Raw genomic sequence first — 17,990 nt, forward strand, 5'->3', positions numbered from 1 at the left:
GATAGATTGCACGCACTAACAGATTGAATTTATTGATATATTAAGTTTTTTCCGTTTATATCCAGGGTTCATGGCGCGCCGTATCCTGAGACTGGCTGAGAATACGTATGACCGTGACCTCCGACTGTGATGACACAAAATAGATCATGTGCTGTTCCACCGGCAGCGAGCTGATATTGTCTCCCAACTCCGGGTGATGTGTGCCGATTGCATGGCCAGAACGTCAAACACCGCCGCTATTCGGCCGATATACGCATCCGCCTGAACAATCCCGAACTGTCGGAAGCTGTAGTCCCAGATTGCTTCCAGATCTTCTTCGGCTTTCGGCGTGAGCTCAATCTCTTTCATTTGCTACCCTGGCCCTGACATTTTTCAGGAAGGCATCTTTGTTCCATGGTTTCGCATCGCCGCTGCCGATCCCTTCGGCCAGCAAATCGCGCAGTTCCTGAAGGCGTGATTCAGCCTGCTTCTCTCGCAGCAGACGCAGCGCGTCACGCATGACCTCGCTCTGAGTACGATAATCACCGGCTTTAACCAGGGAATCGATAAATTCACGCAGCTCATCTCCCACGTCCACCGTCATCGTACGGGCCATAACCCCTCCGTTTCTTAATGTAAGATTTGTTCTTACATCAGTATATCCCCTTCTCATTCCTGCTTCCATCTCGCCGTTCTGATACTAGGCTATCCCCAACTCAAGGGATCCGACTTCAGGAGTTTTCGGATCTGACCGGGAAAAGGGAAGGCGTGTATGTATATACTGTATTTTATGTACTGTATGTACCATCTGTATTGTATGTATTATCTGTATTTTGTGTAATGTGTATTTTTTACACCGGGCGTACGATGACGTCATTCCCTGAAAAACCGGAGCCAGACCATGACCACCCTTTCCCCGGACACCGTCCGCCGCATTGAAGACGCCGCGGCCGCCCTCATCGCCGCCGGCAACCCGAACCCGACCAACGAGCAGGTCCGTCAGCACCTCGGCGGCGGCTCCCTGTCCCACATCTCCCCGGTGATGCGCGCGTTCCGCGCCCGCCGGCGCGAGCAGGCCGCGGAACAGACCACGCCCCTGCCGCCGGAGCTGGCAGAGCTCCTGACCGGCCAGCTGGGGCTGCTGTGGCAGGCGGCCGTCAGGCAGGCTGAAGCCGGGACCCTGGCGGCGCGCGAGCAGGCCGACGCGGATATTGAACAGGCCGACCGGGAGCGGGATGAGGCGCTGGCGAGCGTGGCGACCCTGGAAAGCGAGCTGGCGGTGCTGCGCGAGGTGGTGGCCGAGCGTGACCGCCTGCTGCAGGAGGTGCGCGAGCTGCGCGCGGAGGCGCTGCCGCTGCGTGAGCAGGTGGCCCGCCTGACCGCCACCGGCGAACACCTGGCGGCGCAGCTGCAGGACACGAAGGCGGAGCTGAAGGAGTCCCGGGAGGACGGCCGTCAGCTTCAGGCCGAACTGCTGACCCTGGCCCGCCAGGACGGGAAGGTGAAGAAATGAATGCGGACACCCGGGCCCGCGTGGAGGCCTTCCGCCGCGCGCTGGAGCTGGCAGCCGGCGAACGGTCCGGTGAGCCGGTACCGTTTGTCTGGCGTGACTTTTTAAGGGCATTTCCACGCGGCTGCTGCGAGCTGGCCAGCCAGACGCTGGCGGAATATCTGACGGAAGACGGCAGCAACCTGCACCCCTATATCATCGCTATGAAGTGGACAGAAAACGCCGGTAATCACGGACACGTGATCGTTGCTTTGGACGGGGAGTACATCGACCTGACGCTGGACCAGTTTGACGGGTATCACGACCGGATTGTGGTGGAGCCCGTCGAGTACGGCGGGCAGATCGCGGGCTTTATTCAGAAGGTCCGGGCCCACGGTGGGACACTCAGCACGCGTGAACTGACGTTCGACGGCATTCCGGACCAGGCGTGGAAATTGTATGCCTGGCTGAAGGAGGTGGCGGACGATCTGCTCGCTGCGTCAGGACAGGGCAGGGCACCTGACAGTATGCCTCTGCTGGTCTCCACGGAGATCCCTCCTCAGTACCGCGACGGAGCGGTTGCCGGTGCGTCAGATACGGCCACTCAGGTCACCGGGCAGAAAAAACGGCGGTCAATGACGCACGTGGGGATCATTACAGAATGCTACCGGCCCCGCGAGGTCAGGCTGCGGGAAACGGACACCCAGTGGGTCAGTGAGTGCGGCCTGCGCTTCAGAAAGGACACCGGAGCGGCGACCGGAAGCGGCGTATGGAGTGCAAACCGCCTTGATTTGAAGAGTATCCGGGAAATCCAGTCTGAAGATTAACGGTCCGGGGTCCCTCCCGAAGATGACGGACGCATCATCCCATTGCGGCCGCTTCCACTTTCGTACGTACATAACCTGCCAGATCAGGATGGCGGCAGTATTTGCACCCGATGTGACAGTCGCCTCGCCTCTTCCTGATCCCGGTATTCATTCGCCTTTTTCATCATTTCTGCCGTTGGCTCCGGCAGTTTTTCAAAGAATTCCTTAAACCGTTTAGCGACCGACTGCAGGGAAACACTGTCAGTGCGGGCGGTATTCTGATTCGTGTAAACCAGGCGGGCAAGCGGTCTGGTCAGCTCCTTCCCTTCCATGAAGCGTTTGAAGATCCAGAGATAAATATCAACCAGCTCCAGCCCTGCACTTTTTGTACCCGACTGGAAGACCAGCGGTTTGGCCGGCATGTTCTTCATATCCATAACCGGTAAACCAGGTCCGAGTATCCAGGGCTGTTCACGGATCTGGTAATAGAACTGACTCAGCTCCCGCTGGGTGGTGTTGAACTGCGACTGCTGGTCCACAATGATGTCAGCTTTTTTATTCGGTGACCCCAGTCGGGAACAGATACCATGCAACACTGACTGGAACCCGATCATGTTGGGCATTATCTGCAGCTTCTCCTTACCGGTTTTGCAGTTATATCCAAGTTCATCAAAGTGGACCATCGCCCATGACAACGCATCGGTAATCAGTTCAGCAGAACGGGGCTCGCCCAGAGTATGCAGGCGCGCAAGCAAAGCCATGCAGACCTCACTGAACAGGGATGAGGCTCGCCCATCATGGGCTTCAAGACGGGCATGCCACGCTTTTGCAGCCAATTCATCGTCAAACAGGTTTGCCAGATTAAGCAGTAGCGGGTACCGCAGGGGGGTCCAGTAAGCAGACCAGGGCACCACCGGATTCAGTCCCTGATCAAACACCTGGTCGAAGAACGAAATAATGGCGTGATCCCGTTTAACGACCTGCCAGACATCAAACCGTATCCGGTGCTTCTTCTGCAGGACAAGCAGCGTATCAACCACCTCATCAAGGCGGTGCATGCCAAGCTCTGCGGCGTGCAGACGCTGTACTCCCAGTTTCTTACGCAAGGCAGCAAGATCTGCTTCGGCAACCTTGTCCAGGTCATCCGGTGAGGAAAGCACACCGTAGGAAAGTACAGGCTGGGTACGGTCAAAAAGATTCGGACCGGTATGACCGGTTTCATCCACATAAAAATGCATGCAGGGTTCCTTTATCAGGCAGGCGCAGGCGAAACGATATTGTTGATGCGACTGTAAAACCTTCCTGTCAGTGGGTGCAAGAGCACCAGTTAACACTTTTTTCGGATCTGCGGAAAGGTTGTGCGCAAAAAACCAGCAATATGCGATTTATTACTGAAGGCTATGTGCATTCTTTAGCGAAAATGATGGTGTTCTTTTAAGTATCGGATTAGAAAGGTGATGAAATAATGACAATAATTTTTAAAGGATGATTGCTCCAACTATGAAGATTATCAACCCTTTCCACACAGACTGCACTGCCAGAATACACGATAGTTACCCCGACCATGTGCCGCGCTCCCCCATAACATCCCAGCTTGATGCGGCGCAAGTTCTGGCTTTCGCAGGGGCTAATGGCGATATTGCGTGGCATATTGAAAATGAACTGGAGAATGGCGGTGAATACGCGAACTGGAGAGCAAACATGCCGTCAGTTACACCGCAAATCTTACTGGATTATCAGCAGCTGTACCCCCTTTCTCAGGCGCAGATGGCGCAGGCGAACAAAGAGATAAATAACCATGGGGTGATGATCCCCCATGATCAGATTCTGTTCCACGGTGGTCAGTGGATGGGAAAGAACATTGTTACAAAACTCAGTGACCCCTTTGCCACGACCTTCTGTCCACAGGTTGCCATGCGTGAAGCTGAACACTCAGGTAAAGCGTACAAGGCAGGCTACATTGATTTGATGGTCATTACGGTTATCGATCCCCAGGTTAAAGCCTTCGTGTTCGACATGGATGAGCCAGAAAAGGGAAATGAGCTTGAAGTTCTTTTTGCGGCCGGGGCCACGATAACGGTTACCAACAGAACCGCTATGAATTTCAAATACCCTGTTTACGGGAATCCAGAAAAAGAAATTACGACCTACCTCGTTGAAGCGACACTCAGTTAATAACAGAAGGGCGCAATGTGCGCCCTTAATATATGAGCTCGTTGCGCAGAGAGAGTTTTACGGCGACTGAGTCCCTTATGCAGGCCGATAAGCGCCAGCGTTCGCTGAACAAATTCTGTCTCAAAATCTGAATAATTCCCCCTTCAAACGTCCCGCTTCGGTCCAAAACCCACAATACCGTCAGGTCAGTGAGGTGCTTAAGGCCAGTAATTCCGATCTCGGGAGTTTTCGGATCTGCGCGGCGGAAAACGGGCGATTGATATGATTATCAAGAAAAGACAATAAAATCATATCTAGTATGATATTCATCGATACTCATTATCATCATATCTGATATGATATTCTACAAATCACAATAAATGATTCATGGAGTGTAAAATGACAGAAACTGAGAAAGAACCCACCGGCGATAACGCCCGCCAGATCGGCCGGGAAATGTTACGCACCCTGTCGGAAACCATCAGGAAAAATGCGGACGGGGCGGATGATGCCTCTGCCGACAGGGCTAAGCGGCCTACCAGTGAAGATCTCGCACTCACGGACGAAACGGGGGACGCAGACCGGGACGTTTACCACAGGCTTCGCCGCCTTCTGAACGGCGATGATCAGGAGCCTCCTGCCGGTGACCGCTGAGAAATCGCGCCGCCCGTCGCCGCTGCAGCGGCGGGTGCTGATTGTGCTGGCTGCCCTTGATGCAAAACGTCCGGGACCGGTGGCGACACGGGATATTGAGCGGGTGCTGGAGCAGGGCGGGGATGCCCCGGTGTACGGGCCGAACCTCCGCGCCTCCTGCCGGCGCATGGAAGCCGCGGGCTGGCTGCGCACCCTGCGCGCCCCGAACATGCAGCTGGCCGTTGAGCTGACGGACGCCGGCCGTGCGCTGGCCGCCCCGCTTCTCGCTGATGAACAGGCGCGCGTCCTGGCGGAGCAGCGCGCGACGGCGGTCCGGGTTCTGCCCCTGGTCCCGCGCAGCCCGGCAGAGGAAGCTGACGACCGGCCGGTGGCGCTGGACGACCGCTGGCACCTGGCGTGCCGGGGCGACTACGTTATCCGTCTTGACGGCAGCACCTGCCTGCAGCTGTGGAACACGGCCGGCCAGCTGACGCGCCTGGAAGGCGATCCCCTGCAGGTCGCCGCCTGGCTGCAGGCCTGCCAAGAGGCGGGGATTGCGGTCCGGGTGCAGATCAATGAGAGCGCCGCGCCGGAGGAGGGTACACCGGACGGTACCGCGCCGGCGGACCTGACCGGCACCTGGTACCGCCAGCTGGACACCGCGCTGCAGGCGCTGGGGATCACCGGGCTGACTGAGGATATTCGCCTGGCCGTGGTCAGCCCTGAAGCGTCCCTGCGGATGCGGCCGGCACCGGCGCGCCTGCTGCACGTTCTGCGCGACGCGGACCCGCTTACGGCTGCCACATACGAGGAAGACACGGAGGCCGCGTTGGCCGGCCTGCTCACCCGCGCGGGGTTCACGGGCGACCAGGCGCAGGAGCTGCAGTGGCATCGCATTCGCTGGCCTCTGATGGATCAGGAAGAAGCTGACCGGCGCGAGCTGAACAGCCTGCTGGATGAACTGGAACAGCGACAGCTGTACTGCAACCGCGGGCAGCTGATGGAGATTATGTTTTCACCGGTCCGCAAACCCGGCGAGCGCTGGACAGACCGTTTGCAGTGGCTCCTGATGACGGACGGATTCGGGTTCCGGAGTCCGCTCTCCCGTGACGCAGGCGCCCGGGCGCTGGCGATCCTGGCCGGTTACACGGGGCAGGAGGTGGCGGACCATCTGGCCACGGTGATCGTCTGGAACGACGACAGCGCGGGGACGCCGTCATGAGTACAGGCAACGTCCATCTCATTGTGACCTGCACGTGCCGTAAAACCGTGCCTGCAGGTGATGCGGTCTTTCCGGATGAACGAGACGTGGAGAGAGCATACGGGCTGTGGCTGGAAAGGCTGGCGCAGGCCCGTTGCGGATCGCCCCCCCTGACCGCCGGCGAACTGTATACGGGTCAGCACTGGAGCAGGGCTGCTGCAGCTGCGGCGCGTAACGGTGCTGAGATGTGGATTATATCTGCGGGCCTGGGGCTACTGCATGTCTCAGATCCCGTGGTCCCATATGAGGCCACGTTCTCCTCGATGCCGTTCTGCCATCGCACTCACTGGGAACGACTGACGGCACGTCCGCCTGCTGAACGACGCAGCACCTCCCTGAGGACGCTGATGCAGGCAAGGCCTGACGATCGGTTTGTGGTCGCCGCCTCCCCGGTGTACCTGCGCGCCGTTGAATCAGACCTGCTCGCGGGGAGGGGAGCGCTACGTACATCTGAACAGCTGCAGGTTGTCACCTCAAAAGGTTACCAGGGGAAGCTGAAAGACAACGTCAGATACACCAGTGCGGGTATGATGAAGGCACTGAACACCAATATGACAGGGCTCAATATCAGCTATGCATCTCAGTTACTTGTTAACGACGTAAGTAAATGACATAAGAGCAAGCACCCTGACAGGACGTAAAACTAAAACACGCGACTTCTTTTTTGATATTCGTTACACAGAAACGATATCATAGGATTTCAGGAAAATATTACGTGCTCTGCTTTCCGAAAGGCTGAGAACAATCAAAACAGCCATAAAATATGTATATGTAAGGTGCCATTATAAAATGGATTTAGTTTTAGATAATCAAACGAAAAGTTATGCAGTACAGAATTACAGGCAAGATATAGACGGTCTTCGCGCTGTCGCTGTCCTGCTTGTTATATTATTCCATGCAGGATTGTCATACTTCCCTTCAGGTTTTATTGGTGTTGATATATTTTTTACCATATCAGGATTTCTGATTACCGGAAAAGTCATCAGTGAAATTGAAAGAGGAACCTTCTCCCTAACTAATTTTATAAAAGGCAGATTATGGCGATTGCAGCCAGCACTGCTGGTGACAATTCTCGGCGCTATCATTGTAGCGACATACTGCTACATTCCTGACGATTACACAGCGTTCACGAAAAGTGCCAAATACACCACTCTGTTCTTATCAAACCAGTATTTTGATAAGCTTAGTGCAGCATATGCATCTCCTGACTCTGATTACTTCCTCCTCTTGCATACATGGTCGCTGGCAATTGAATGGCAGTGGTATTTTTTCTTTGCGCTTTTCGCGGGCATTTTGACACTACTGCTCCGTAAATTTAAAAGAAAGTTTGCGTATAAGCCGTTCCTTTATGGCTGGTTGTTACTGACCTTAACTGCAACAATGATTGTTATTATTGTCAGCCTGTACTCTTCCAGTCAGCATTACTATTCCTTAAATATGCGCGCTTTTGAGTTTCTGATTGGTGGAAGCGCCGCTCTCCTGAAGGACAGGGTTCAGCTAAATCATAAATGGCTGAGTAATTCTCTGACAGTAGCAGCTATCGCTGTACTTATCTGCACTTCAGGTTTAAGCATTCGCGTCGAGACATATCCAAACAGCTGGACACTGCTTGTTTGCCTTGCCTCTGCAGTATTACTGTTAAATCCAAATACATTCGTAAATCGTACCTTACAACTGACGCCGATAAACTACACGGGGAAAATATCCTATTCTCTGTACCTGTGGCACTGGCCCGTATTTGCAGCGTTCAATTATCTTGAGTTCACCCTGTCCGGCAAGACACTGTGTATTGCACTGGCGATGACTGCAGGACTGGCGGTAATCACCTATCACGGCATAGAAGAGCGCTTCCGTCGGGTTAAGCTGTCTTTTACAAAGAGTATAATCCTGCTTGTAATTATCCCGCTCACGGTCTGCACGGCCCTTTACTCATTAACCGAGAAAACCAAGGGGTTGCCGCAGCGCTTCAGCGATGAATACAATCACTCGTTACAGTTGTTGAACAACGCTTCCGGGAATGCCGCATCGAGGGATGGCTGTCTCAGTGGAAGCTTGGTCCTTACGGACTGTCAGTTCGGCGATCATGAAGGGTCGAAGAAAGCCTTTCTGATTGGCGATTCAAACGCTAACCAGTTCTGGGGGTTTTATGATGTGCTGGCTAAGGATGCTGGCATAAAAATGTATTCCCTCACCACCTCTTCGTGCCTGACCTTACCTGGAATCTATCAGTTTGACTGGTGGAAATATAAAGGCGTCAAATATCAGGAATGTCATGATAATACTGAGAAGTATTATGATTATATAAAATCAAATCACTTTGATTACGTCATTATAGGCCATGTGTGGTCGAATTATTTTGGCGCTCAGTTAATCACTAAGGATGGAGATGAGCGAAGTGAGGCACTTTCAGGCAGTCGATACGAAATGGCGTTACGTACAGCCATACGTACGATCATAGATGCGGGTTCAAAACCAATTATCATGTTCACCATTGCGACCATGCCACGCAACTATCAAAACTGTATAAATCAGCACGTCATTCATCGGCGCCCGTTTGACATCAATGAATGTGATATGCAAAACCCGGCAAATACCAACGGGGAAAAAGTCACGCAACTGATGATTAAAATGAAGTCTGAATTCCCAACGCTGACCTTTATTGACCCTAAATCAATACAGTGCATTAGTGGTAAATGCATTACAAATATTGATGGCGTAACTGTTTACCGTGATGTGGGACATCTTACCGATTATGCTTCCTATAAATTCGGTCAGCTGTACCTAAATGAATTTGGTAATCCATTAAAGTGAATCTGGTGTACTTATAAAATCTGACGGTAACTTAAAGGGCACATTGTGCCCTTTTTAATACACTTTTATCTATACGATACATCAACTACCCACAACATCGCGATATACTCTGGCTTCTATAAATGAGACATTCATATAACGAAAACATCAGAGATATAGCCATGTTCCGGAAACTGTACTTAATTACTTTGCTCATCGTGACGTATCAGGCCAGTGCGGATATCAACGGCAGGATTGTTCGTGTGCTCGATGGGGATACCGTTGAGATTCTCGGTGGAGGGAACCAGCTGACGCGTGTTCGTCTTGCCGGTATCGATGCGCCGGAAAAGAACCAGCCCTTTGGCCAGCGCTCCAGGCAGGAACTCACATCAATGGTGGCGCAGCGTAACGTAACCATCACGGGTGAAGAAACGGATCGCTACGGGCGGCGGCTGGGCACCGTGTGGCTTGGCGCGACGGATGTGAATGCCGCGCAGATCCGCAAAGGGCTGGCTTGGGTATACCGGTACCACGGAAAACCGGCCCGGACTGACTATGCACAGCTGGAAGCCGAAGCCCGCCGACAGGGTATCGGGCTCTGGTCAGTTCCGGGTCAGACTGAACCCTGGCGCTGGCGTAGCCAGCATCAGGAGAGAGGTTCAATCAGAGACGCTCCCTGATTCCGCACGTTGCCGACCGCTGGGGAAACCGGATACCAGGTGAATGCCTCAGCAGGTACCGCCCCCTGTTTGGCTGTCCTGCCCGCCTCGTCACCACTGAGACTCTCGCGCAGCCAGTCCCGGGCAGCATCCGGCGTCAGCACCAGAGGACGACGATCGTGGATATCGATAAGTCCCTTGTCCGCAGCTGCCGTGACAATAACAAACCCTTCCCCGTCATCCCTCAGACCAAATGGCCGTGCACCAATGGCAGCCATGAGCACGGGCTGACCGTCCCTGCGGTAAATGAAATACGGCTGTTTTTGGTTCCCCTGGTGTACCCATTCATACCACCCGTCAGCAAACACTATGGCGCGGCCGCGTTCCCACAGCGGACGAAACATACGTCCCTCAGCTGCAGTTTCAACACGGGCATTAATCAGGGGCGCTTTATGCCACCACTCCGGGGAATATCCCCACAGAACGGGATCGAGCTGCAGCTGATCATTGCTTTCACTGAGCAACAGCACCCGGGTCCCCGGCGCCACGTTGTAGCGTCCGATCGGCTCCGTCACTGCGGAAAACCTGGCATCAACCTCACCGGCCAGATAAGCCAGGTATTCAGCGCGGGTCTGTGACTGAGAAAAACGTCCACACATAAGCGTTTCCTGCCGTTAAAGGGTAAGTATAAGAAAAATGAGAAGCATGGATTGTTTAACGGCAACGGACAACGATCCGGACAGGGGAGACAAAAGCAGGAAGGTGCGGGACGTCTAAATAGTGTATTCTTTTTATCAGGTTAAAGGAGACGTGAATGACAGTGAAAAACCAGGAACTTATCGCGGCAGGATTCACCAGTAAGGATATCGAGCGAATCAAACGTCACCAGGCGACGGGGGACTCGCTGGATAAGGTTCTGAAAGATCTGGCCGGCTATTTCCTGTCGGTAGCCTGGATCACCGGCGGGATGGCCATCATCACCCTGCTCACCGCGCTCTTTGGCAACGCCAGCCATTTTATCTCCTGCGTGGTTGCCGTCGTCTTTCTCCTGATTGTGCTGCTTCTGGTGATGCCGGTCAGACTTGGCTATAAATCATGGAAGCTGATGAGATCTCATATCAGCGACTCCGGTCATCACGGGTAAGGAGTTCAAGTACTACCTTTGCACCGACCCCCCATCCCAGAACCTTCATCGTCAGCTTGCCCGGAGACATGGTTTCCACCTTGCGGTAATAGTCTCCGGGAAGATAACGGAAAAGACGCCAGGCCTCAGCTTTCCCGGTCAGACCAAACACACCATAAACGCTGGCTGCAAGCGTGGTTGCATTAAAGATCCCCAGGCCGACATCGCGGCTGAAGCCCATAAACTCCGCTATGGACATGGCGCCGTCCGCAAGGATCCCCTCTGAAGCAGGTTCATTCAGGAACTGACGGGCTGCCTCCCGTGATACCGTATTAAGGGCATCACCGACCAGAACGGCACCGGCAAGCATACCAGCAGGCGTCATCGTTGCGATCATAACACCGCCAAACACGGCCTGAACGCCGGCGAGAACGACCTTAATCCCGGATATGAAGTATCCGACAATTTTATTCTGCTCTGTTACATACTGAATTTCAGCGTAGATTCGGGCATAACCGGTTTTCAGCATGCGCGACTGTTCAAGCAGGAACTCATTCTCAGCCCTGAGGTTCTTCAGGCAGGCAATGCATTCTTCATCGCTCCTTGCTCTTCTCGCCGCGTCAAACTGTTGCATGACAACCTGTCTTATTTCATCCACGAATTTCAGACGAGTCAGTGAATGACTGAGGTGCATGGCCGCGACGGTATTTGCGGTATTCACAAGCTTTCGGGCTTCCAGATTGATCATTGTATCAGCCCACTGACGCCGGCTCTGCCCGGGAAAAAGCGCGATATCCATTACATATTCCTTATCTGTCGTCAGGACAAGAAGCCATTAGCCTGCCTGTCTCAAATATTGCAGCTGCGCGCCAGGACTTCACGTCTTCAGTTTTCTTACCGTCAACATACCAGTGGAGCCCGTCGGTATTTATTCGCTCAAAAAGAAAAGACATATCCCACACGTGTTCAGGGATTAACGTTCCTTCCCCCGCAAGAATACCGGCCGTGATGGAGTGATTACCTCCCCGAACAAAACCAATGCGCCAGGGCAGCCAGAGTTCAACATAATGATTAGTACGATCCTGCTGCCATACTCTTCCTTTTGCCGTACCAATCCGGGACACATTATCGATATAACGGGAAAGACTCCACGGCCAGGGAAGAACCATATCACTGGCCAGAGAAAGCGGGTAATCTTCTGGATTAACTTCTCCCGCCTTCATACGGCTATAGTCCTGAACCTCTGTGATGGCATTAAAGAAAAATGCCCCGGGAGTCAAATCCGGACGGGCATCGGTTCCTTCTTCTGCCACCGCGAGCAGGAAATCACTCTGCAAAGGGCGGACCATAGCGCGAATCAAATCCGGCAAAGCCTGGACCGGAAGCGAAGACGCAACCGACAGCAGATGTTCAAAATTATTCTTAGCCGTGGTGAGCCTGCTGCACTTCCTGTTCCCTTTCCAGAACACAATTCTTCTCCCGGTGTTCACTCAGCCAGCTATGCCAGTCGTCAGATCCGTATTCGATTTTGTCAATAATCCCCACTGCACTGGTATCAAATATCACGGTAGTTGTACCGTGAAGATAGCTGTCCGTAAATATACCTTCCCAGTCATAAACGCCCTGGATACCACAATTCAGGTACAGGCGGATCATTTCATCTGAATCCACATGCCTGTTACCCACATAAAACATACGCCCTTTGTAAGTGCTGTAATGAGGCTCGCGCAGGGCATGCCAGTCCCAGCCTTTACTGAGTTGGCTACTGATGCTGATAGGAAGTCCATCTCTCAGACGTGCCGCGATATCGGGCTGCTCTGCGAGCGGCAGCCGGTGATTAGCGATAATCGCCCCAGAGTTCAGTTCACACCGGCAAACCAGTGGCTGTCCGGAATTTCTGTTTTTGAATAACGCATGATTGCTGGCTCCTTTAAAATTATCTGTAAACCAGCAGGCATCGATGTTTCCGGACTCACCAGTTCCCTTGTATGCCACATCAAACTCATCAAACCGCTGTCTTGTTCCGTGGAAAAGCTGCATTACTGGTACCTCCAGTCAGACAGTATTGAGGATGAGGATCTCATTGATCATAAACGTAGAATAATTATGCCGCCTGGCGACATGGAGGCGCCAGCGGATGTTAACTATGAAAATGAAGGTCAGTGGCGCCGTCACCCGGCAAAGCCGGTAACGCAGCTGGCAGATTCTGATGTTAGAAGGCCGAGCAGCGCGCAGGCATTCAGAAAATGCGCCGCAGGCGCATGAAGGCGCCCTCATGAACAAAATATTGCACTTTCGTAAATGGCGCCGTAGCCCGGCGAAGCCGGTTACATTATTGATAGGTCCCACCAATCCATACCTTCGCCCTGTTAAGCCATAACCCGCTGACAGGCGGCACAGGAAGTGATGTGCGCCGTCGGAGTGGTCACGACAAGGCGTAGCCGCAGTCGGGGCGTATCTCCGCGTTAGCGGGCCGTCAGGACCGCTTACGGGCGTGTCACACAGAACCTGCCGGGAGTATGAATTAAAGCGACTCGGAAGCTAGTTACAACATCCATCATTAAAAGCGATGTTGTTCCGGGCCTTCGGCCCGGGCGGCGGCGCTTTTCAGTGGTGGGATTTTGTGGGGAGCTGAGGATCCTAGGAGTAAGTGGTCGATTGTTGCTGTTGTAACGTTCTGCACCGTGCCCGCCATTTTTGGCGGGTGCTAACTTTAGGCTCAAAGCGCCTGAACCGAACCGGCGCGGACTTTGTCCGCTGCAAGGGCGGGCGTTATACACATGTCCACAGGACAGGTGGCGAATAGGTTTTATTTTTAAATGTAAGTAATGACTGAAGTTTAAAAGATAGGAGATCAGAAGTTTAAAAGAATCATCGCGGTTTGTAGAAATTCCTTATTGTGGTTTAAAAAGTATCCATCCAGTAGTTTATCACTTTAGCCTCTTGTGGTTTATGTGGATAACTGAATGAGAACCTAAAAGCGGTGAAATATTGGGCGTTCGGTCACAGAAATATGTGGGCAACAAAAGAGGAATTTTGGTTAAGTTTATTAAACCCGGCATCAGCAGGACATGTTTGTCATTCAGGTCCCCGACGGGGGCCTGAAACAGGGGCTGAAGAAGGTGAACACGGCAATAAAAGCCGAAAAGTGGGCAGGCGTAAACCGATGCCAGGGCACCAGATTCAAAAAGGCAGCATATTAGCTGGCGTCAGGTTGTGACCAGCAATGCATCACCAAGTCGTGCGTAATGGCCACGCGAAAGCTTCATTCGCTCCGAGACACGGCGTTCTATCTCTGACCGAACCGCATCAAGATTACCGAAGAAGCGGCCTTTCCTGATTTCTTTTTGGATTTGCTGGCGAACCAGCAGCTCGATCTCTTTGCGTGTTCGCGGAGCATCCTTACGCGCCCTGTGACGTTTCATGCCGTGTTCATAGCGTGACTTGTGGTACTGACGGAAGCGTTCACGAACGAATGACCAGGCCGCACTGATAAGTTCATCAGCACCGGCGCGAGGAAGCCCTTTCTTCTCACGCTGCTTATTTTCCCACTCAATACGGCTGCGGCGCGCAGCAGCAACGGCTTCTTCAGACACCCCAAGCACCTGCCACATCAAGGGTGTGAAAGTGATGTCTGTGGGGATATTACAGCCAATTTCTTTATCGTATTCGGTGTTATAGGTAATGAGGTTCAGCTGAGCGAGAAACTTCAGGGCACCCGTCAGACGGGTGATCGACAGACGTTTTTTTTCTGTGGCCAGTCCGCAGCGAATGCTCATGGTAGTGAGCGATGAACCAACGCGATTAGCAAGGGGATTAAAATAGTGACACATTGCCTGTACGGATGCTTCCAGTGCCCGTATGCGTAACACTGGCGGGCGCTTTTTGCGCTCACCACGGGCGATCAGCATAGCAACCAGTGCCTGGAACTCTGCACGCTCAGTGAAGCCAACAGCTTTCTCGCGAATTTTTTCACAGAACGGAAGGGTTTTCTTTCCCTTTTCAGGAATGAAAACTGGATTCGGATTTTTTACCTGACGGTAAAGTGTAGTGGTTTCGGAATTCTGCTTACTCACCACTTCCTGCGCTTATGTTGCACAGAAGGAGTAAGTACGGAATCTCTTGTCTTTTTTCGCGCACGGGTTATACTCCCATACAGAAGCAACAACTTCTGCATGATTTGTTAAGGACCCCGTTAATCTCGCGATGCCGCCAAGTATCTAAGATTATCGGGGTTTTTGCTTTTCTGGGCTTTGCTAACTAACCACCCAGAACCTGCCACCTTCTTCGGCGTGACAACCTAATAAATTCATTTAGAACAATAAGTTCTCCGACTTTATCACCACAACAATGCAGGATCAATTTTTAGGATCTATCCGGCAGCAGGATCAAACATCACCTCTGGAGCGATGCGCTTCTGCGTCTCGTTTTAAGCTTTCGAACAGCTCAAGTGGTACAAGATAAAATGCCGGCGCGCTACGGTTCAGAATAGCAATAGCATCACCCTCTGCTGACTCGACAGTCCCTAACGGATCCCTTTTGAACTCCGTGATACCAGCGACTTTCGTGCAATGTATCGGATGTGCCATAACTCCTCCTGATTTACAGATAGCACCTACGAATTATTGTATCGTAGCATACAATCAGACACTTAAAAGCATCATTAACTAATATTATGATCGCAGATCAAATCCAGTTAAGTGTCGCCTTACATGATATAGTACATCAACACACAGAATATACCTCTAAATTTCAAACACATACGGCTCTTAGTGGATGATGTCTAAACTCGTTTCTTCAAAAAAAAATTCCAACTCGCTCCCCAGGTTTTAAACCTGATATCCAACAGCAGAGAACCGATGACAATCAAGAACGGCAATCTGCAGTATGTAGCGGTAAACCAAGCTTTTCTTCGATTATTAAAACTCCCCAACGATTATCCGATTGTAGGAAAAACGTTGGACCAGCTCCCTACCTCCTTAGCTTACCTCTCACAACGAATACATAAGCAGGAGGAACTCGTTATGGAACATGAAGATAAGTTTTCTTCAATCGTTACGCATCCAATAGGTGAGAGCAACTCTATACATGCCCTGTGCTTCGAATCTAGACCCTATTACGACGATGACGGGATCTGCTCAGGAACGATGCTTCAAGTTAGGCCTGTTGATATTTTTGGGCCAGACAGCTTGCTATCGGGAGACGTTCCCAAATCATTGGTATACAGGGTACCGTCCGAGATATTCACTAATGCTGAATGGGAGGCTATCTTCTTAATCTCTCTAAAATACAGCAGGAAAATGATGTCTCGAATATTAGGAACCTCTCTTAAAGCGGTAGAACACAGAATCAGCCGATGCCTGCAGAAAACCGGGACCTCGTCTGGAGCCGAACTATTAGACTTTTGCAAAAAGAATAACTGGGATGCATATGTTCCCCCTCGTTTTTTAAAGCCTCGGTTTCGACTATTCAGAGCTGCTCCTGATGCGTATCTAGTTGACTCATCACTAAGCAGACAGTAGTCTTCAAAGGTCACAGTAAATCCTGTGATCGGGCGTGAGAACCCGTATCTACACGTGCACATAGACACGCACAAGCGTGTTTTTTTGTGTACTGAACCAGCACATCTTTGTAATGGCGGTTCAGGTAGGGCAACCGTAAGGTTGGCCGGTACCGTGTAGGCCGGTTTCTCACCCCTGCCTGGGCTGCCACCAGAGCGTGAGAACTCCTTGGTAGCCGACATAGTATCTACACGGGAGCTTCATCTATGATGTGCAAGAACCTATCAAAAATTTCTATATCCCCCTTAGCAAATGAACATGCCTTTATAGGCCTAGCTGCTAAAGCTCACCCTCATCAGAAATCCTTCGCCCATACCACATGTCGCGACAAGGTCCATGGGGTTTCTCCCCATTAAAGGGGATGCATATTGCGCGTAAATTTACTACGTATAGATTTGCTAGGGATTTAACGATGATTAATGAAAACACTATTAACGCCCTGCATAGCGTATTTCCTGAGCTTTCCAGAAAACAGTTAGAAATCGTTACTCTGTATGCTCACGGTAATGCATATGAAACAATCGCTGACATTTGCAATATTTCTGTTGAGACAGTCCGCTCGCATCTGAAGCGAAGTACTAAAGCTCTGAACTTAAAAAGTAACGATGCAATGCGTGCAGTTATATTGTCACGCTCATACTTTTTCATGATTTCATTGATGATCACAAATTAATCAAAAAATGCACCCTTGAGGGTGCATTTTTAGGATTAAGCCTATTTACACTTTACTTCATTATACAGAGAAACAAAAATACGCACAGTTCCTTAAGTATTGCCGCCAATTTTACTTAAGGGACTAACCTACAAGAGCATCCTGAGCCATGAAGGCGCTCGAACTACAGCATGCAAACTTAAGTGTTTGTTAGTAAGACTGTTTCGCCTTCATGGTTGAGTATGTTCGACCCCATTGAACTTGAATTATCCTTTCATGGATCAATTCTGCGCGAAGCGTTCAAAATGAATATTGAGACTGTATGTAACCAACAATGGTATCTTGCTCTCTATATTACCGGGGGCAAAAACCGCGAGAACTTATTCGACTGGCTACACGACAGGAGAATAACTCCCTGGACACCTTTATCCTTAACGCAAATACGGCGTGCGGATGCCCCGCATGTTTTCAGAAAAAGGATCTCGGCCGTTTTCCCAGGATATTTCTTCCTTAAGGCAGATTTCGAATCACAGAAAATAGATATGATTCGGGCGCACTCTGCATTCTGCGACTTTGTGAAATTCGGCAGTAAAATTGCCCCTGTGAATACAAGGGTAGTCGAAGCGTTAATGAAGAAATACCCCGACCCGACTCATCACCCTGCTGCAAGAGCTGAACTCGAAGCGGCATCAGATATCTGGCTGACAAAAAGCCAATACAAACGCCTTACGCAGTTAGATAAAACGGATCATCCCATATCCCGGACTGCAATGCTGTTCGATATGATCACCCATGCTGATGCGTGGGGATTTTAAAATGTACTTAACCGAGCCTCTTAAGCTGGTTCAAACCAGTTTTACACCATCCCTTTAGTTTCCCCCGT

General features: G+C 51.6%; 18 protein-coding genes and 1 pseudogene. 11 read left to right on the forward strand and 8 right to left on the reverse strand.

Going from position 1 to position 17,990, the window contains the following annotated elements; all coding sequences use genetic code 11:
- Positions 1-55: 55 nt before the first annotated feature.
- Positions 56-348 (reverse strand): annotated as a pseudogene (locus tag HV355_RS22180) (type II toxin-antitoxin system RelE/ParE family toxin).
- The gene (locus HV355_RS22185; RefSeq protein WP_182403484.1) at positions 335-595 is read right to left on the reverse strand and encodes a type II toxin-antitoxin system ParD family antitoxin; all 261 of its coding nucleotides are present in this window, start codon (positions 593-595) and stop codon (positions 335-337) included. Before HV355_RS22185 ends, HV355_RS22180 begins: the two are co-directional and overlap by 14 nt.
- 285 nt (positions 596-880) lie before the next feature.
- Between HV355_RS22185 and HV355_RS22190 the strand changes: the two genes are divergently transcribed.
- A complete protein-coding gene (locus HV355_RS22190; RefSeq protein WP_182403486.1) occupies positions 881-1,492 on the forward strand; it encodes a DNA-binding protein in 612 nt (203 codons plus the stop codon).
- Complete coding sequence (locus HV355_RS22195; RefSeq protein ID WP_249420889.1) at positions 1,489-2,295, forward strand: hypothetical protein; 807 nt, start codon at positions 1,489-1,491, stop codon at positions 2,293-2,295. The genes HV355_RS22190 and HV355_RS22195 overlap by 4 nt, the downstream gene beginning before the upstream one ends.
- Positions 2,296-2,378: 83 nt before the next feature.
- On the opposite strand, the gene HV355_RS22200 is transcribed toward HV355_RS22195, so the two are convergent.
- The gene (locus tag HV355_RS22200) at positions 2,379-3,512 is read right to left on the reverse strand and encodes a DUF3800 domain-containing protein (RefSeq protein WP_182403488.1); all 1,134 of its coding nucleotides are present in this window, start codon (positions 3,510-3,512) and stop codon (positions 2,379-2,381) included.
- Between the two features lie 262 nt (positions 3,513-3,774).
- On the opposite strand from HV355_RS22200, the gene HV355_RS22205 reads away from it, so the two are divergent.
- The 6 genes from HV355_RS22205 to HV355_RS22230 all read left to right on the forward strand — a co-directional run bounded on the left by HV355_RS22205 (position 3,775) and on the right by HV355_RS22230 (position 9,792).
- Positions 3,775-4,449, forward strand: a complete 675-nt coding sequence (locus HV355_RS22205; RefSeq protein WP_182403490.1) for a hypothetical protein — start codon at positions 3,775-3,777, stop codon at positions 4,447-4,449.
- Between the two features lie 378 nt (positions 4,450-4,827).
- The gene (locus HV355_RS22210; RefSeq protein WP_182403492.1) at positions 4,828-5,082 is read left to right on the forward strand and encodes a hypothetical protein; all 255 of its coding nucleotides are present in this window, start codon (positions 4,828-4,830) and stop codon (positions 5,080-5,082) included.
- Positions 5,072-6,283: a hypothetical protein gene (locus HV355_RS22215; protein WP_182403494.1), complete on the forward strand. Its 1,212-nt coding sequence runs from the start codon at positions 5,072-5,074 to the stop codon at positions 6,281-6,283. Before HV355_RS22210 ends, HV355_RS22215 begins: the two co-directional genes overlap by 11 nt.
- A complete protein-coding gene (locus tag HV355_RS22220; RefSeq protein ID WP_182403496.1) occupies positions 6,280-6,933 on the forward strand; it encodes a DUF6884 domain-containing protein in 654 nt (217 codons plus the stop codon). Before HV355_RS22215 ends, HV355_RS22220 begins: the two co-directional genes overlap by 4 nt.
- A gap of 178 nt (positions 6,934-7,111) precedes the next feature.
- A complete protein-coding gene (locus tag HV355_RS22225; RefSeq protein WP_182403498.1) occupies positions 7,112-9,133 on the forward strand; it encodes an acyltransferase family protein in 2,022 nt (673 codons plus the stop codon).
- A gap of 161 nt (positions 9,134-9,294) precedes the next feature.
- Positions 9,295-9,792: a thermonuclease family protein gene (locus HV355_RS22230; protein ID WP_182403500.1), complete on the forward strand. Its 498-nt coding sequence runs from the start codon at positions 9,295-9,297 to the stop codon at positions 9,790-9,792.
- On the opposite strand, the gene HV355_RS22235 is transcribed toward HV355_RS22230, so the two are convergent.
- Positions 9,759-10,430: an SOS response-associated peptidase family protein gene (locus HV355_RS22235; RefSeq protein WP_182403502.1), complete on the reverse strand. Its 672-nt coding sequence runs from the start codon at positions 10,428-10,430 to the stop codon at positions 9,759-9,761. The genes HV355_RS22230 and HV355_RS22235 overlap by 34 nt on opposite strands.
- Positions 10,431-10,585: 155 nt before the next feature.
- On the opposite strand from HV355_RS22235, the gene HV355_RS22240 reads away from it, so the two are divergent.
- Positions 10,586-10,915, forward strand: coding sequence for a hypothetical protein (locus tag HV355_RS22240; RefSeq protein WP_182403504.1), 330 nt, complete (start codon positions 10,586-10,588; stop codon positions 10,913-10,915).
- Here HV355_RS22240 and HV355_RS22245 read toward each other — a convergent pair.
- The 4 genes from HV355_RS22245 to repA form a co-directional block, all read right to left on the reverse strand.
- The gene (locus HV355_RS22245; RefSeq protein ID WP_182403506.1) at positions 10,890-11,693 is read right to left on the reverse strand and encodes a DUF4225 domain-containing protein; all 804 of its coding nucleotides are present in this window, start codon (positions 11,691-11,693) and stop codon (positions 10,890-10,892) included. The genes HV355_RS22240 and HV355_RS22245 overlap by 26 nt on opposite strands.
- A gap of 10 nt (positions 11,694-11,703) precedes the next feature.
- Positions 11,704-12,363: a DUF6710 family protein gene (locus HV355_RS22250; RefSeq protein ID WP_284950953.1), complete on the reverse strand. Its 660-nt coding sequence runs from the start codon at positions 12,361-12,363 to the stop codon at positions 11,704-11,706.
- A complete protein-coding gene (locus HV355_RS22255; RefSeq protein ID WP_182403508.1) occupies positions 12,317-12,934 on the reverse strand; it encodes a hypothetical protein in 618 nt (205 codons plus the stop codon). Before HV355_RS22255 ends, HV355_RS22250 begins: the two co-directional genes overlap by 47 nt.
- Before the next feature lie 1,169 nt (positions 12,935-14,103).
- Positions 14,104-14,970 carry a plasmid replication initiator RepA gene (gene repA / locus HV355_RS22260; protein ID WP_049222109.1) on the reverse strand — a complete coding sequence of 289 codons (867 nt, stop codon included), beginning with the start codon at positions 14,968-14,970 and terminating at the stop codon, positions 14,104-14,106.
- A gap of 1,897 nt (positions 14,971-16,867) precedes the next feature.
- Here repA and HV355_RS22270 point away from each other — a divergent pair.
- Positions 16,868-17,128 carry a LuxR C-terminal-related transcriptional regulator gene (locus HV355_RS22270; protein ID WP_022650064.1) on the forward strand — a complete coding sequence of 87 codons (261 nt, stop codon included), beginning with the start codon at positions 16,868-16,870 and terminating at the stop codon, positions 17,126-17,128.
- A 221-nt stretch (positions 17,129-17,349) separates the two neighbouring features.
- A complete protein-coding gene (locus HV355_RS22275; protein WP_346010242.1) occupies positions 17,350-17,922 on the forward strand; it encodes a transcription termination/antitermination NusG family protein in 573 nt (190 codons plus the stop codon).
- Positions 17,923-17,990 lie beyond the last annotated feature (68 nt).

It is taken from the genome of Enterobacter sp. RHBSTW-01064, assembly GCF_014103035.1.
Lineage (GTDB): Bacteria > Pseudomonadota > Gammaproteobacteria > Enterobacterales > Enterobacteriaceae > Enterobacter > Enterobacter mori.